Origin of the sequence: Jutongia huaianensis, assembly GCF_014384985.1 — a bacterium.
Classification (GTDB): Bacteria; Bacillota; Clostridia; order Lachnospirales; family Lachnospiraceae; genus Jutongia; species Jutongia huaianensis.
In genome coordinates, this window is the sequence record NZ_JACRSX010000001.1 from 92,750 (window position 1) to 108,917 (window position 16,168).

The window sequence follows — 16,168 nt, forward strand, 5'->3', positions numbered from 1 at the left end:
AATCTCAAGACTTGTTTGTAACTTTTTGCAGTTTAATCCCCCATTTTCTTCTGTGCTGTATCCTCCAGCGTCATAATCCCTTTCTGAAATTTTAATTTGAGAATCCTCTGTACCGTGTCATTCAATCTTTTTTCTGTGATCTTTCCGGATTTCACCTTACTCAGGATCGCATCATAAGCCTCCGGCAGATCCTGTGGCATCAATATAATGTCCGCACCGGCATTAAAGGATTTCACAGCCGCCTCCGCAGCCGAATACTTATCCGTGATACATGCCATATCAAAGGCATCTGTTACGATCAGTCCGCTATAATCCAGCTCTTCTCTGAGAATGGTGGTCATGATCAGTTTAGAAACACTGGCCGGTTCACTGGTTTCTGTGACTCTGCTGACCGAAATATGGGAAACCATCACAAAATCGGCTCCGGCCTCAATGCCACTCACAAACGGCACAAAATCAATCTTTCGCAGCTTCGATATACTGCTGTCAATATCAACACTTCCCTGATGGGTGTCTCCACTGGAGGAACCCTGCCCCGGAAAATGCTTCAGCGTGGAACAGATATTCTGACTCTCCAGACCTTTTACATATGCGCTCACAAACTCCGCCACCCTCTTTGGATCATCTCCGAAGGACCGGGTGCCGATCTCGCTGTTCATCTCCGAGGTCTTTACGTCTGCCACTGGAGCAAAATCTACATTAAAGCCAAGCTCTCCGATCTGACTGCCGATCGTAGATGCCATATAATATACATAATCTGCATCCTGAGTCTTTCCGATCTCTTCCATGGTCGGAAAAGTATCTGTTTTCATTTTCTTATTATTTCCGATCCGTGCTACATCGCCACCCTCCTCATCTACGCTGATAAACATTGGCATCGCTGCATTTTTCTGTAATTTACGGATCAGCTTTTTAGTCTGCTTGCGATTCCATATATTTCTGGAAAATAAAATAACTCCCCCTACAGGATACTTCTGGAGATTTTCTTTCATAGTCTTGGTGATTTTTTTATGTTCATAATATTCTCCCTTTGTATCATCCATCTGCTCCAGATTCACTGTAAACAACTGCCCCACCTTTTCCTCGTCCGTCATCAGATCCAGATACTCCAGTGAAGCATATGTGGCATCCTCATCGCTCATCCCGATCACATCCGGTTCCTCGGTACTGGCAGCATCCGTTGACGCCGGCGGCACATATACATTATTTCTGTGAGATTTTTCCGGTAGCTCACAGCCTGTCAGAACAGTTGACACGATCAAGCTGATGCTAAGACCTGCTGCACATAATTTCTTACCATATTTTATTTTCTGAAGCCAGGTATCTTTTCTTTCGTGTTCCACTCTTATCATAATCTTTCCATGCCTTTCTTTTGATAATTTTATGTTGTCAGATCAAATATCTTTTGACCTTTTCATTCTTTTTGGAAACTGTCCAAGCTAACCCGCATAGGTTAAAAATGTATATATATCCTGTCATACAAAATGACAGAACGGAGGTATTCAATGAGTGACTTAGCAGCAACCGATTGTGGATGTGGATGCAGTAATAACGGCAATGAAGGAGGATGCAGCTGGATCATTATCCTGCTTCTCCTGTGCTGCTGCGGCAATGGCAACAGCGGTTTTTGCGGTTTCGGAAATGGATGTGGCGACAGCTGCTGCAGTTCCATTATCTGGATCTTACTTATCCTGTGCTGCTGTGGAAACGGCTTCTAAAAGCACATCATCCATCTGATCCGAACAGATTTACCCTGTCCGGATCCCAACTGTGAGGCCACCCTGCAGGGTGGCCTTTTGCCCTTTCTCATCGCACGATCACCATCGTCCTTTCATAATTCTCTGACGGCATGCCTCGCACTCCCGGTCAATCTCATAAATCGTATCCTCCTCGATGACCAGATCATCCTCTTTCCGAACTTTGTTTCCATATTCTGTTTGATGTCCTGATGGCGTTGATTCTTTTCTTTTTTCTGTTCCATAATAAAAGTATCTCATATTGCCTCCAATCTATCCCCGGGAATGATACCCGGCAGATCATTATGTAATGAAGGCTTCCTATATGATTATAGATACTGCTTCGTCAATGCCTTAAATTTATATTATAATATGCAGGCGGAGCAGTTATGTCTCATATCTCTGAAAAAAACCGGAAACTGTCCAAGCATAGATACATAGTATGAAATTGTAAATATAATTCTCTGTCAATTGATTCTGACAGAATGGAGGTTTTCATGAGCGATTTAACAGCAACCGGTTGTGGCGGCGGATGTTCAACAGACAACGGAGGATGCAGCTGGATCATTATCCTTCTTCTCCTCTGCTGCTGTTGTGGAAATGGTAACAACGGCTTTGGCGGTTTCGGAACCGGAGACGGCTGCGGCTGCAATTCCATTCTCTGGATCCTGATCCTCTGCTGCTGTTGCGGAAACGGATTCTAAAAAAAGCGTGTTTATGAAACAGGAATACTTCTAAGACTATAAAACCACAGTCTTGGAAGTATTTTTATGATTATTTTTTCCAAAACTCCTGAATCCGGTCAAGCCGGGATGTCATTCCCAACAGAATCATATCCAGCACACAGATTGCTGTCATAGCTTCCACAACCACTACTGCCCTCGGTACAATAATCGGATCATGACGCCCTTTAATGGATATCTCGATGTCCTCTCCGTCACGATTGACCGTCTGCTGCTGTCTTGCAATGGACGGTGTGGGTTTGATCGCTGCCCGGAGTATAATATCGCTCCCATCACTCATGCCGCCCAAAATACCACCGGCATGATTTGTTGTCTTTGCTATTTTTCCATCCTGTCCTTTGCAAAAGGAATCATTATTATCGGATCCAAAGGCTCCTGCCACTGCAAAACCATCACCGATCTCCACTCCCTTCACAGCCCCAATTGACATGACTGCCTTTGCCAGATTTGCATCCAGCTTATCGAAAACCGGCTCTCCGATACCGGCAGGCATTCCTTTTACGATACATTCAATCACTCCTCCTGCGGAATCCTGCTCCTGCATCTTCCGCTCCAGAAAAAGCTCCGCTTTTTCTGATGCCTCCGGATCCGGCATATAAAGAGGACTTTTCATGATATTTTCCGGAGTTGCCTTGTCCATATCAGCCGTCACATCGCCGATACTTTTCGTATATGCCTGTACCTGTATCCCAAGGCTCTTTAACAGCTCCTCTGCAATTGCTCCCGCGGCAACTCTGCCAATGGTTTCCCGGCCGGAGGAACGTCCGCCTCCCCGGTAATCCCGGAAACCATACTTCTGATCGAAAGTATAATCCGCATGACCCGGACGGTAATAACCGGCAATCTCGGAATAATCCTTTGAACGCTGCGTCTTATTATATACCACCAGAGAAATCGGTGTTCCTGTGGTCTTTCCCTCAAAAACACCGGACTGGATCTCCACCAGATCCTCCTCCTTACGTGGAGTGGAATATCTCGTCTGTCCCGGCTTTCTGCGGTTCAGATACTGCTGTATCTTCTGCTCATCCAGCTCCAGCCCTGCCGGACAGCCATCCACTATCACACCAACACCTTTTCCATGGGACTCTCCCCATGTGGTTACTCTAAATATTGTTCCAAATGTAGATCCTGCCATTATAATACCGTACCTTTCATTTCTATGATTATATTCCGCCGGCTGCCCTGCATCCTGTATAATAATCTGTTTTGCCATACGGAACAGATAAACGCAGCAGAAACTCTACATAAGCAGATTCCTGCTGCGCTGTTTACTAATTGGTTTCCTTCTGGAAACATTTACTGCTATAAACGAATCTTCTTTACACTCTGCTCCAGACCCTGTGCAATATCCTTTAACTGTGCCGCATTTTCTGAAATGTCGATCACAATATTGCCTACCTCCGCAACGGAAGCAGATGTCTCCTGACTGCTTGCTGCATTTTCCTCTGCAATTGCAGACAGATTCTGTACCACATCAACAACCTTGCCACGGGAATCATCCAGATTTTCTATTTTTCCTGTGATATTGACTACACTGTCCATCGCATTGGACACACCCTTGTCCACCTGCCGGAACATCTCATCCGTCTGTGTCATCTTATCGCTCTGCTCATCCATAATATCGCGAACCTGCTGCATCGTCTCCACTGCTCTGGTAGAATCCTTGATCAATGCAGATGTGATCTCCGCAATCTGGCTTGCGGATTCATTGGACTGCTCTGCCAGCTTCTGGATCTGGGATGCCACTACGGCAAAACCTCTTCCCTGCTCCCCGGCTCTGGCAGCCTCAATGGAGGCATTCAATGATAACAGGTTGGTCTCCTCTGCAATGGAAGCGATCAATGTCGTTGCTTCTTTAATCTTCTGTGCCGATGCATTGGTAATATTCGTCTGCTCGTAAATCTCCTCAATAGATGTCTTAGTGCGCTCATTGACAGACATCAGTTCATTTAATATGGTCATGGCATGATCACTGGAATTCTTCATGCTCTTAGAATTGTTTTCCAAAAGCTCTGCTTCCTGGTTTGTCTCCTCGATCATATCTCCCATGCGGATTACATGCTCCGTAGCACTCTGTGTCTCCTGTGCCTGACTGGTGGCTCCGGATGCAATGTCTCCCACTGCACTTTCCACCTGGGAAACGGTCTTGGCTGTGCTGGACGCATCCTTATCCAGACGATCAGATGCCCCGAAAAGTTCCGAGCTCTTCTGCCCGATCTCCTCCACCATGGCAACCAGTTCCCGGCGAAGCTCTGCCACAGAACGGCTCATAACTCCTGTCTCGTCCTTACGGCTGACTAACTTTTCAGAGCCCGGTGTCGGGGTAAAATCCATGCGTGACATCTTACCTACAATCGCAGAAATCTTGCTGATTGGACGCAGACTTGCAGTGATCAGTATCAAAGATACGATCACCATAATGATAATCACTGCCACCGAAGCTCCAATACTGATATATGTAACCTTATTTAAAGGTGCCAGAATCTCACTCTGATCGGCAGAAACTACCAAGACAGAGGAGCGGGCCTCATCCACGTAATATGCGGCATACTTCTGTACCCCATTAAAATCATAGGATGCCACCTTTGCCTCCGGTCTCTTTCCCTGTGCCATCTGGGCAACAACGTCCTTGATCACTGCATTTTCCACGGGCTTTCCGATCTTGTCCGCCGTCGGATGATACTGCATCGTACCATCTGCAGTCACAACATATGCATAACTGGAATCAATGCCGTCCAGTCCCACATTCTGAAAAGAATCCTTTAATGCCTCCGGATCCTTAAGCTTAATCTGCTTTCTCATCATCTCCAGCGTTGCACCATTACTGACGGTCACATCATGCAGATAGTTTTTCGTCTGATCCAGAAGTGTGCTTTTTGCCTCCGGAATGACTAATGCCAATATGATCACCGCAGCAATAATAACTGCGCCTGCTGTCAGCAATGACATCCGGAATTTGAGAGAGTGTAAAAAAGTAACCCTGTCATTTCTGACAATCTTTTCTTTTTTAGGTTTCTTATCACGTTTCATACCAACTCAACCTCCTGATCCTTGTGATACATCTTATTTTACCACGCCTTAACATGGCTTTTCAATACCATTTTCAATACGCCTTCAACTGTTTCCACATATAGTTATAATACTCCTCCATGTCTGTTCCGAGATAACGGAACATTTCACAATTTTTCACAACATCCTCCGACTGGAAGATCACCGGATCATCTGCTTTCTCTTCCGGATCGATCTCGTCCAGAACTGCTGTATTTGGTGTAGAATAATATACATATTCAAAATTCTTCATAGCAATGTCTTTCCTGCACAAAAAATCAAGGAATTTTATCGCTCCCTCATAATTTTCTCCATCCTTTGGAATCACCCAGCTGTCCATCCAGACATCGGAGCCTTCCTTTGGTACGACAAACTCCAGATCCTCATTGTAGTCTCTGGCAAGTCCGGCCTCTCCGGAGTAGATCACTGCCATCGCTGCCTGCTCATTAGCCATATCGTCCCGCACTTCATCCACCAAATAGGACTGTACCAGCTCCTTCTGCTCTATCAACAGCTTCTGCGCCTCTTTCAACTGCTTTTTATCCGTGGTGTTAATGGAATAACCAAGCTGGCGCAGTGCCGGTACAAAGCTGTCCCGGACGCTGTCCTGCATAATGATATTGTCCCTGTAATCTTCTCTCCACAGATCCTTCCAACTGTCCGGTGTAAAATCCAGAAGCTTCGGATTATACAATATACCTACGGTTCCCCAAAAATATGGAACACTGTAGGAATTGTCCGGATCAAAATTCTGCGATAATTTCCAATAGGTTTCCCCGATATTGCCGGCATATTCCAGCTGATCCATATCAATTTTCCTTACGTCCTTTTCCCGGATCATCTTATCCAGCATATAGTCGGAACAGCAGATCAGATCATAATGGATCGTACCATTTTTGTACTTGGTATACATGGCTTCCGGTGTCAGAAACTCCTCATATGCCACCGAAATCCCTGTTTCCTTCTCAAACTCCTTTAGCACATCATGGTCAATATAGTCCCCGTAATTAAATACCACAATCCTTTTGTCCGCCCTCTGCCCGGAAGTCCCGCACGCCGTGAGCAGCCCGGAAGCTGCCAGAAGCACAGACATTCCTGCTGCCGTGCATTTTTTCCACATTTTATTATGCTTTTTCACGCTGTCTGCCTCCTTTCCTTCCCCGAACACTCCCTACACTCTGCCATGCTTTCCGGTTCATCAGGAAAAGCACCAAAAGAACCAGTGCAAACACAATAGTAGATAATGCATAAAGCTCTGTCTGGATGCCCTTGCGGTACTCGGCATTGATCATCGTGGACATGGTATGGATCCCCGGTGCTTTCGTAAAATACGTTACCGAGAAATCATCCAGAGACATAGTAAAGGAAAGCATAAAGCCTGCTACAATCCCCGGTACCAGCTCCGGAAGCACAACCTTCCAGAATGCATAGACAGGAGAAGCCCCCAGATCCAAGGCAGCCTCGTACATGCTTGTATTCAGATGCATCACCTTTGGCTGCACACAAAGCACTACATAGGGAATGATCAATGTAATGTGAGCAATCAGCATCGTCCAGAAGCTCAGATCAACAAACCGGGAAAACAGCAGCATTAACGCCACACCTGTTACAATATCTGCATTTAACATAGGAATATTGGTCAATCCCATCAGCCAGGTTCTGGAACGCTTTTTCATTCCCAGCATGCCAATGCATGCCATGGTGCCAAGGATCGTTGATACCAGTGCTGCCCCTGCCGCCAGCAAGATCGTCGTCCCCAGTGCCTGCATAATCACATCATTATGCAAAAGCTTCCCATAACCTTCCAGAGAAAATCCTCCCCAGACGGCTTTATTCCGTGGCGATGCATTAAATGATGATATAATCAATATAAGAATTGGCAGATACAGCAGGATCAACGCAAAAATCAGATAAATTTTGGAAGCTGTATCAATCATCTTTTGTTTTACCATAAGCTGCTCTCCCCCTCCTCTCCGTCAAAGAACCGGTAGATCACCATACTGATCAGGATCAGTACCATGAGACTTAAAGAAAGTCCGGATCCGGCATGGATATCTGCATAGCCGGAATTAAATGCCTGTTCGATCACATTTCCGATCAGATATACCTTGCCACCGCCCAGCATGGAGGCGATGACAAACTCACTGATAGATGGCACCATTACCATGGTAATGCCACTGACAACCCCCGGAATGCTAAGAGGAATAATGATCCGGCGCAGTATCGTCCACTGACCTGCCCCCAGATCCTGTGCAGCACTGATCACATCATTGTCAATCTTGACCAGTGCGTTATAGATAGGAAGCACCATAAACGGCAGATAATCATATACGGTTCCCAGAATGACTGCCCAGATCGTATTCATCAGATGTACCTTTCCAAAGCCAAGCGTTGTTAAAATTTGATTTAATATTCCGTTGTTTAATAAGATCAATCGCCATGCCAATGTTCTCAGCATGAAATTCATCCACATAGGCAGAATAAAGATCATTACAATAAAACTGTTTTTATTGCTGGAATATTTCCGCAAGATCAATGCCAACGGAAAGGAAAGCACCAGACAGATCCCCGTTACCAGCAAAGACATCCCGATACTGCGAAGAAACGGTTTGCCATTGACCGGATCAAGAATTGCTGCCACATTGGACAATGTGAAGGAACCGTCCGCTCCCGTAAACGCATTATAAACCAGCAGAACTAACGGTACCACTGTAAACAGCAGCATCCATATCAGATAGGGTCCTGCCAGAAGTCTTTTTCCTAATCTCTTCATGTCTATCCCTCCATCTCTTTATCCTCTGCCTAGTCCTCGTAATGCTCCTGCTCCTCATCCTCCGATTCCGGTTTGTGCATGATCTGGATATTGAACGGGTCTACCCAGATTCCCACTTCGCTGCCCGGCTCCTTTAAAACCGTACTGTGAACCAGCCATTCAAAGCCTGCTGCCTGCACCTCCATCTCATAGTGAACACCTTTAAAGATTGCCGAAGTAACCCGTCCTTTGATAATTCCCCCGGATGGCTCCGTCAGTACAATATCCTCCGGCCGGATCACCACATCCACCGGCTGGTTATTGCCAAAGCCCTCATCCACACAGACAAATTTTGTACCAAGAATATCCACAAGCCGGTCTTCTACCATTGTAGAGCCAATAATATTGCTCTCTCCGATAAAATCTGCCACAAAAGCATTCTGCGGCTCGTTATAAATGTCCTCCGGCGTGCCGATCTGCTGGATATACCCCTGATTCATTACCACGATAGTATCCGACATGGTCAATGCCTCCTCCTGGTCATGAGTTACATATACAAAGGTGATCCCCAACTCGTTCTTTAACCGGATCAATTCATACTGCATATCCTGACGCAGCTTGAGATCCAATGCCCCAAGAGGCTCATCTAACAACAGGACCCGTGGCTCATTGACAATCGCTCTTGCAATGGCAATACGCTGCTGCTGCCCTCCACTGAGAGAATCCGGCATTCTCTTTTCATAGCCATCCAGATTCACCAGCTTTAAAGCATATTTTACTTTATCCCTGATATAACTTTTTGATTTATTTTTAATTTTCAATCCAAATGCAATGTTTTCCTCAATATTCATATGAGTAAAAAGCGCATACTTCTGAAACACCGTATTGACTTGTCTCTCATTGGGCGGAAGCATGGTAATATCCTTCCCCTCAAAGATCACCCTGCCCTTATCCGGCGTTTCAAAGCCTCCCAGAATACGAAGGGTTGTCGTCTTTCCACATCCACTGGGACCCAGAATCGTCAAAAATCTGTTTTCATTTAAATATAGATTTAAATCATCTAATATTACTTTATCTCCATAGCTTTTAGAGATTCCAATCAAGTCAATTAATTTTTTTGCCATTTATGCCTCTTTTCTCTGTTGTTTTCAGCGAAAGCTGCCCTGCGTAACATTATAATTATACAATCTCTGCAATGGTTGTCAATCATATTTCCATCCCTTTTGCATATTCATATAACAGCACAAAAAAGTCAGAAAGGAGTCAATCGTATGACCACAGAAGAAAGAGAACGGCGCATGGCAATGCTCCGCGCCGCCCAGCCTTACACATCCGGACAGCAACGATACGCTTTGGATCTGCTGCTGCAGGCAAACACCCTGATCAACACTGCCAGAGGCGGTATGTCCGGGGATCTGGAAGCCTGTGAAACAGCCGCCCGGCCGGAGGAGATGCTTCTACATATGCAGGAATACTGTACTCCCAGAGAATCCGATCTGGTCCAGATGATCCTTAATTTTATAAAAGCCGGTCATCTCTTCCAGAATTACCGGGAATTTATGGCGGCTCATGGCGATCCGGCGGGTTCCGGCGATCTTCAGGCAGCCGGACTTGGTATGCCCACCGCAAATCCCCTTCAAATGCTGTTACAGCTTCTGGGAGGATTTGGTGGTATGGGAAATCAGAACGGAAACAACCAGCTTATGGAATTTCTGATCACCCAACTTTCCCCGGAACAGCAGCAGCTTTTTGAACAGCTTCGTGGTTTCACAAACGAGACGGGAAACGACGAAGAACAACAATGATCTTCCGGAAACAACCAACCGGCAGATATCAGAAAGGAATGGTATTGATTATGGAATCTTGGCAGCAAAACGAAGCCTTTCGTTCTATGGATCCCCAAAAACAGAATATGATCGAACAGCTTGCCACCTCCCTGCATGGAAAAAAGCTTACAGAAGCCCTCCCACTGCTGACCCGTTGGAAAAGGACCATGCAGCAGGAGAATATTCAATTTACCCCGGAAGAAAATCAGATCTTAACGGATATTTTTTCGGCACAGCTGACACCACAGCAGAAAAAACAATTTGAATTTATAAAGAAAGCAAACAGAAATCAAAAATAAACAATTCCCGTTTTCTATTGTTCGTCCGGAAGCGAAGGCGTAACCATTATGTTTACCATCTTACGCACTTCGTCCTCCGGCATTTTTAAATCCGGAACACAGATCACAGGGATTCCTGCTGCTACGGCAGCACGGATTCCATTTTCAGAATCTTCCAGTACAACCGCCTGCTCCGGCTTCAGGCCACACAACTGCGCCGCCTTCAGAAAGATGTCCGGTTCCGGCTTTGACTTCTCTACCATCTCGCCTCCTACGATCCCGGAAAAATAGTCACGGATTCCCGCTCCCTCCAGATAACGCTCTACGATATCCGATCTGGTGGAAGACGCTACTGCAGCCTTTAATCCCTGACGGCGTATCCACTGAAGCAATGTGACGATGTCCGGCTTTAACTCCAGTCCTACCGTTGCCGCAATGGCATCCACATGCTCTCTCGCCTTACGCCCCAGCTCTGCAAAGGGATAATCCGCCCCATATTCTGTCAGCATCAGCTTCTCCAGCGCTTTCCCTGTCAATCCGAGACTTCTGCAATACACCTCCCTGCTGAGCCGGTAACCCCTCTGTGCCATCACAACCGCCAGCTGCTCCATAAAAAGCCGCTCGGTGTCAAAAATAAGCCCATCCATGTCAAAAATAAATCCCCAGGCAGTTTCAAAGCTCTGTGCTGCCTCCAATAAATTGTGGTATTCTCTCATATCACTGCTTTCCTCCTAATAATTTCCTGTACTCCGGTATTCTCTCGGCGTACATCCAATCGTCTGCAAAAACACCTTATTAAAATAACTGATATTATTAAAGCCTGACAGATTCGCAATCTCTCCAATCTTTTTGTCCGTATCCTGAAGCAGACGGCAGCTTTGCAGAATACGATATCTCATCAGATACTGCATCGGAGACATCTTCATGGTCTGTTTAAAAATACGGCAGAACTGTCCCTCACTCATAGGCAGCATCTCCGCCAGCTCCGATAATGTGATCTCATATGCAAAATTTTCTTTCATGTATTTGACAACCGGCTCCAGCCGCCCGGTCTCACCCGGTTCATCCCGTCTGGACACCCGGATACTCTGCCGGTTTAAGCGATCCCAGATTCCGATAATGTGGCTGCGAAGCATCAATTCATAAGGCTCTGTGTCATGCTCCGGACAGACATACAGCTCCCGGAGAAGACGAAGCACCTGGCTCTGCCAACCGCCGTTGTCCCATAAGGCTTCCATCTCCGGCTGCACTGACATACGCCGACGGTTTGCCGGATCCTCAAACTCCGGCCGATACGGCATATCCGGGCACCTTACGGATATAAATTCCGGAAAAACGATCTTGCCATCCAGTACCGGTTTCAGATATTTTCTTCCAAACCGGCTATGGATGTCCTCGTGTAAAAACTGATAATGAAAATCTATAGCAAAGAAGCTGCAGGGTTTCCCATCCACCGCTCTGGCAGAATGAAGCAGATTGGAATTGATAAAAACTCCATCACCCTCCCGGAGAAGATATCTGCGATCCTCTATCTCAAAATTAATCTCTCCCTCTGTGACCATCAGCATTTCAAACTCCTGATGCCAATGAAGATAAAAGATAACATCCGTCCCTGCCGGATAGCTCATTTTATGCAGACCAACGGGCAGCTCTGCCGTCCCATGCTGCTGCTTTTCCTCGTATTGCTTTTTTCTTGCCATCCGGACCACCTCCTCTTACCTCTTTCTTTATACATTCATTTCCGTCTGCTTTTGACCCTTGCATCATATTATAGTAGATAATGCGTTAAAACTCAATGTAACATTTACAACCCACAGCACAAATGCTATACTGTGGATGCAGTATCTGCAGAATATACTTATAGAAACGAGGCAGTCATAATATGATCGAACATAAAGAACATTTTCACGGAAGTGACCTTGAAAAAATAGAAGCCATTTACGGTATTAAGAAAGAGGATATTACCAGCTTTTCTGCCAATGTAAATCCTCTGGGGATTTCCTACAGGCTCCGGGAGGGCCTGATGGAGCACATCGACGCCATCACCACATATCCCGACCGGGAATATACCAGTCTTCGCAAATGCATCGCCGAATACACCGGAACGGATTACCGCAATATTCTGGTAGGGAACGGTTCCACCGAGCTGATCTCTCTGGTGATCCAGTTAAAGCATCCAAAGAAGGCTCTGATCGTTGGACCGACATATTCCGAGTATGAACATGAACTCAGTCTGGAGGGCGGTCGTTCCCATTATTTCCGTTTAAAAGAATCGGACGACTTTCAGTTAAATATCGACGAGCTGAAGCAGGCTCTGGACCGGGATATCGACCTGCTTGTGCTGTGCAATCCAAACAACCCTACCTCTTCACAGATCGACCGCCAGAGCATGCGCATCATTCTGGACACCTGTAAGGAAAAGGGTATTTTTGTTATGGTGGATGAGACATATGTAGAATTCTCAGAAAAAGCCGATCAGATCACATCCATCCCTCTGACCAACTACTACAATAATATCATCATTCTCCGGGGTATCTCAAAGTTTTTTGCAGCTCCGGGTCTGCGCCTCGGCTATGCCATCTGTGGCAACCATCAGCTTTTGCAGGAGATTGACAGCAAAAAGAATCCATGGACGATCAACTCCCTTGCTGCCGTTGCCGGAGAGATCATGTTTCAGGATAAAGAATATATCGAAGATACAAAAAATCTCATTTCGTCAGAACGGGAACGGATCTGCCGGATTCTGGACACCTGTCCGTCCATAAAATATTATCCGCCTCACGGAAACTTCATTCTTGTGCGGATCCTGCGGGATGATGTCACCTCCATGGATCTCTTTGAGGCAGCGATCCGGAAAGGTCTGATGATCCGCGACTGCTCTACTTTCCCATTTCTGGATAATAAATACATCCGTTTCTGCTTCATGAATCCTTCCGACAACGATGCTCTGCTGGACGTGCTTCTGGAACAGCTTAATAAATAATAAAACTTCCCACCGGTCCATTTGACACATGGGAAGTTTCATCAAGGAATATCATAATGTTTTTGCAAACAGAGTCCCTACCGGCTTATCTTCAAAAAGATCATACAGCTTGTGGGGATTTTTGCCGTTCATAAGAACTACATCAATATCAACCGCATGGGCAATCTCAACCGCCTTGATCTTCGTTGCCATTCCACCGGTACCAAGCGCAGAACCGGCACCGCCTGCGAGACTACGGATATCGTCTGTGATCTCTCCCACCTCCGGAATGAGATTGGCATTTTCGTGGACATGAGGATCCTTGTCATAAAGACCGTCAATATCGGACATGATCACCAGCAGATCTGCATTGGCAATGGTCGCAACATTGGCAGCCAGAGAATCATTCTCACCTACCTCCAGCTCCAGCTCATCGATCGCCACCGTATCATTTTCATTTACAATGGGAATCACGCCCTGGGACAACAGCCGCTCCATAGAATTAACCACATGCTGTCTGCGGTCCTCCAGCAGAACATATTTCGTCAGAAGCACCTGCGCCACCACAATACTGTATTCTGCAAAAAATTTATCATACATGTACATCAGCTCACACTGTCCTACTGCCGCACATGCCTGCTTACCCGGTGTATCCGACGGCCTTTTTGTCATTCCCAGCTTACCCATACCAAGTGCGATCGCACCACTGGAGACCAGCACGATCTCGTGACCTGCATTCTGCAGATCTGCCAGCGTCTTGACCAGATTTTCTACACGTCGGATATTCAGCCGTCCTGTACGGTGTGTCAATGTTGATGTTCCTACCTTTACTACGACTCTTTTTCTCTCACTTATCTTTCTCACAATGATTCTCCTCTTCTATCTGGGTATTGAAAAACGGATATTCTCCTGATACACCGTTTCCACACCCGTTTATCTTACCTCTAGTCCCTGTCTGCCGTCAATAGAAAATCCGCTCTGTTTATTCCGTCCTATAAATAATATTTCTTGATTCTGCGCGCAGAAATGAACAGTAACACCAGGGAAATCATAAGCTGAACCACAGCACTGATAAGACACCAATGCTCCAGGAAAAAATCCGGCACCGGTCCCAATACGCAAAGAATCTCCTGAAATTTATTTCCATATCCCATCTGATCTGTCAATAAGGATGCCGTCGTGACCACAGGGTTACACAGCAATATCAGCATGATTTCCCCAAGACCGCCCTGTCCTGCCATATACCTGCTTCCACGATAGGCGTTGATGATAATATATACCACTCCTGCGATCAACGGGGTCCCGATGGACACCCCCAGAGTAACCAAATACGATCTGACCCCCGCCCCATCCGTCTTTCTTGAAAATGCGGACATACATACACCGATACTGCCGATAAAAACAGCCTCAATTATCATCAAAAGAACAAATTCCAACACATGCTTTTGCTGAATCCCGCCCAGAATAAAAGACACCGCCAGAAACGGCACCCCCGCAATCACCAAAAGAATTGCCATGCAAATAGATGCCAGCAGCTTTCCTGCCACGATCTGCGAAGGTGTAACAGCCGTTGTAAGCAAGAGCTCCATGGTTTGATTTTCCCACTCAGATGCAATGCTTCCGGCTGCAACGGACGGGACCATTACCAGCACCGTCAATCCCAATATGCCCGACAAAATAAAATATAAATATGCAGCTCCGGAATAATCCATAATATGAGCCCAGCCGGTCCGGAGCACGACATTATACCCGACTCCTGTTACCAGAGCCAGAAATATCTCATATACCACCAGCCATACATAAAAGCTGCGGGAACCTGCATAACGTTTCATTTCCCGATATAAAAACGGATTCCATTGTATTTTCATATGAATTCCTTTCCTTTTCCAAAAACCGCTGATCTGCATCACTCTGTCAGCTTCCAAAAAACAGATTCCAGATCACTTTTTCCTCTCTGAAATGAAATCACCGGAACCCCCTCCTTCATCAGGCATCTTAAGATCCTTACCTGATCCTCCTGTGTTCCTTCAAAGCCTGCAAATATTTTATTTCCGTCCATCGAGATGCGTGTGATTGTTTTTTCTGCTTTCAACACCTCCACTGCTTTTGCACAATTCTCTGCTATCACAAGCTCCAGCGGATTGGAACGGTTCACCTGCTCTGTTATCTCCTCCAGGGTTCCCTGTACCACAATATTTCCTCTCTGCAGGATCCCCAGACAATCCTCCTCCCCGGTCAAAAATGAAGTTCCCGGAGAACTGATGAGAATTGCCTTGTCCATATCACGAATCTGCAGCAGCAGTGTATTCAATTCTTTTCTCTCCCTTACATCCAGTCCCACCAGAAAATCATCCAGTACCAATACATCCGGATCTGTCAGAAGACACCGGATCAACGAAAGCTTTTTCTTGACCTCCGGCCTCTGCTGATCCACCTGCTCCCGGCTCCTTGATGCAAGCTTTGCCATTTCCAGAAGCTCTTCGAGCTTCTTCTCTGTTATATCATCATTTCGCCCATACAGTCTTCCAAAATATTCCAGATACTCCTCACACGTCATATCCCGGTATCTTCCAAACTGCCTCGGAACATACCCCAGCTTTTTCCTGACAATCTCCGGATGCCGGGAAAGTGGTTTTTCATCAATATAGATTTCTCCCTCATCAATAGGAATTAAACCGGCAATCATACGGCATAATGTCGTTTTTCCTTCCCCCACAGCCCCGATCAGGCCAAATATTCTGCCATTTTCCACTTCCAGATTCAGATCCTGCAGAACAATCTTTTGCATATAGATTTTTCCTACCTTCTGCATTTTAAGCATTC

At 46.0% G+C, this 16,168-nt stretch carries 18 protein-coding genes; 5 read left to right on the forward strand and 13 right to left on the reverse strand.

Annotated features, from left to right (window positions below; genetic code table 11):
- Positions 1-32: 32 nt before the first annotated feature.
- Positions 33-1,352, reverse strand: a complete 1,320-nt coding sequence (locus H8704_RS00420) for a glycoside hydrolase family 3 protein (protein ID WP_249296875.1) — start codon at positions 1,350-1,352, stop codon at positions 33-35.
- Positions 1,353-1,505: 153 nt separating this feature from the next.
- On the opposite strand from H8704_RS00420, the gene H8704_RS00425 reads away from it, so the two are divergent.
- Entirely contained in the window at positions 1,506-1,718 is a 213-nt protein-coding gene (locus H8704_RS00425; protein WP_118678014.1) for a chorion class high-cysteine HCB protein 13, read from the forward strand.
- 99 nt (positions 1,719-1,817) lie between these two features.
- Here the strand turns inward: H8704_RS00425 and H8704_RS00430 are convergent, their stop codons facing one another.
- On the reverse strand, positions 1,818-1,997 hold the full coding sequence (locus tag H8704_RS00430; protein WP_249296876.1) for a hypothetical protein: 180 nt from the start codon (positions 1,995-1,997) through the stop codon (positions 1,818-1,820).
- A gap of 236 nt (positions 1,998-2,233) precedes the next feature.
- Here H8704_RS00430 and H8704_RS00435 point away from each other — a divergent pair, with 236 nt between their 5' ends.
- On the forward strand, positions 2,234-2,440 hold the full coding sequence (locus H8704_RS00435; protein WP_118678018.1) for a chorion class high-cysteine HCB protein 13: 207 nt from the start codon (positions 2,234-2,236) through the stop codon (positions 2,438-2,440).
- Between the two features lie 70 nt (positions 2,441-2,510).
- On the opposite strand, the gene aroC is transcribed toward H8704_RS00435, so the two are convergent.
- The 6 genes from aroC to H8704_RS00465 form a co-directional block, all read right to left on the reverse strand.
- Positions 2,511-3,614 carry a chorismate synthase gene (gene aroC, locus H8704_RS00440; protein ID WP_249296877.1) on the reverse strand — a complete coding sequence of 368 codons (1,104 nt, stop codon included), beginning with the start codon at positions 3,612-3,614 and terminating at the stop codon, positions 2,511-2,513.
- A 167-nt stretch (positions 3,615-3,781) separates the two neighbouring features.
- Positions 3,782-5,509: a methyl-accepting chemotaxis protein gene (locus H8704_RS00445; protein WP_249296878.1), complete on the reverse strand. Its 1,728-nt coding sequence runs from the start codon at positions 5,507-5,509 to the stop codon at positions 3,782-3,784.
- Positions 5,510-5,582: 73 nt separating this feature from the next.
- Positions 5,583-6,665, reverse strand: coding sequence for an ABC transporter substrate-binding protein (locus H8704_RS00450; protein ID WP_243101884.1), 1,083 nt, complete (start codon positions 6,663-6,665; stop codon positions 5,583-5,585).
- A complete protein-coding gene (locus H8704_RS00455) occupies positions 6,652-7,479 on the reverse strand; it encodes an ABC transporter permease (RefSeq protein WP_249296879.1) in 828 nt (275 codons plus the stop codon). Before H8704_RS00455 ends, H8704_RS00450 begins: the two co-directional genes overlap by 14 nt.
- The gene (locus H8704_RS00460; protein ID WP_249296880.1) at positions 7,473-8,300 is read right to left on the reverse strand and encodes an ABC transporter permease; all 828 of its coding nucleotides are present in this window, start codon (positions 8,298-8,300) and stop codon (positions 7,473-7,475) included. Before H8704_RS00460 ends, H8704_RS00455 begins: the two co-directional genes overlap by 7 nt.
- Positions 8,301-8,329: 29 nt before the next feature.
- Positions 8,330-9,403, reverse strand: a complete 1,074-nt coding sequence (locus H8704_RS00465; protein WP_118689530.1) for an ABC transporter ATP-binding protein — start codon at positions 9,401-9,403, stop codon at positions 8,330-8,332.
- Between the two features lie 147 nt (positions 9,404-9,550).
- On the opposite strand from H8704_RS00465, the gene H8704_RS00470 reads away from it, so the two are divergent.
- A complete protein-coding gene (locus H8704_RS00470; RefSeq protein WP_022464873.1) occupies positions 9,551-10,084 on the forward strand; it encodes a hypothetical protein in 534 nt (177 codons plus the stop codon).
- A 50-nt stretch (positions 10,085-10,134) separates the two neighbouring features.
- Entirely contained in the window at positions 10,135-10,404 is a 270-nt protein-coding gene (locus H8704_RS00475; RefSeq protein ID WP_249296881.1) for a hypothetical protein, read from the forward strand.
- Between the two features lie 14 nt (positions 10,405-10,418).
- On the opposite strand, the gene H8704_RS00480 is transcribed toward H8704_RS00475, so the two are convergent.
- Both H8704_RS00480 and H8704_RS00485 read right to left on the reverse strand, forming a co-directional pair.
- Positions 10,419-11,099: an HAD family hydrolase gene (locus tag H8704_RS00480; protein ID WP_118678028.1), complete on the reverse strand. Its 681-nt coding sequence runs from the start codon at positions 11,097-11,099 to the stop codon at positions 10,419-10,421.
- 15 nt (positions 11,100-11,114) lie between these two features.
- Complete coding sequence (locus H8704_RS00485; RefSeq protein ID WP_118678030.1) at positions 11,115-12,083, reverse strand: AraC family transcriptional regulator; 969 nt, start codon at positions 12,081-12,083, stop codon at positions 11,115-11,117.
- 182 nt (positions 12,084-12,265) lie between these two features.
- Here H8704_RS00485 and H8704_RS00490 point away from each other — a divergent pair, with 182 nt between their 5' ends.
- Complete coding sequence (locus H8704_RS00490; protein ID WP_022464876.1) at positions 12,266-13,366, forward strand: pyridoxal phosphate-dependent aminotransferase; 1,101 nt, start codon at positions 12,266-12,268, stop codon at positions 13,364-13,366.
- A gap of 51 nt (positions 13,367-13,417) precedes the next feature.
- On the opposite strand, the gene proB is transcribed toward H8704_RS00490, so the two are convergent.
- The 3 genes from proB to H8704_RS00505 form a co-directional block, all read right to left on the reverse strand.
- The gene (gene proB, locus H8704_RS00495) at positions 13,418-14,209 is read right to left on the reverse strand and encodes a glutamate 5-kinase (RefSeq protein ID WP_249296882.1); all 792 of its coding nucleotides are present in this window, start codon (positions 14,207-14,209) and stop codon (positions 13,418-13,420) included.
- A gap of 128 nt (positions 14,210-14,337) precedes the next feature.
- A complete protein-coding gene (locus tag H8704_RS00500; protein WP_249296883.1) occupies positions 14,338-15,213 on the reverse strand; it encodes an ABC transporter permease in 876 nt (291 codons plus the stop codon).
- A 38-nt stretch (positions 15,214-15,251) separates the two neighbouring features.
- Positions 15,252-16,166: an ABC transporter ATP-binding protein gene (locus tag H8704_RS00505; protein WP_022464879.1), complete on the reverse strand. Its 915-nt coding sequence runs from the start codon at positions 16,164-16,166 to the stop codon at positions 15,252-15,254.
- Between the last annotated feature and the right edge of the window lie 2 nt (positions 16,167-16,168).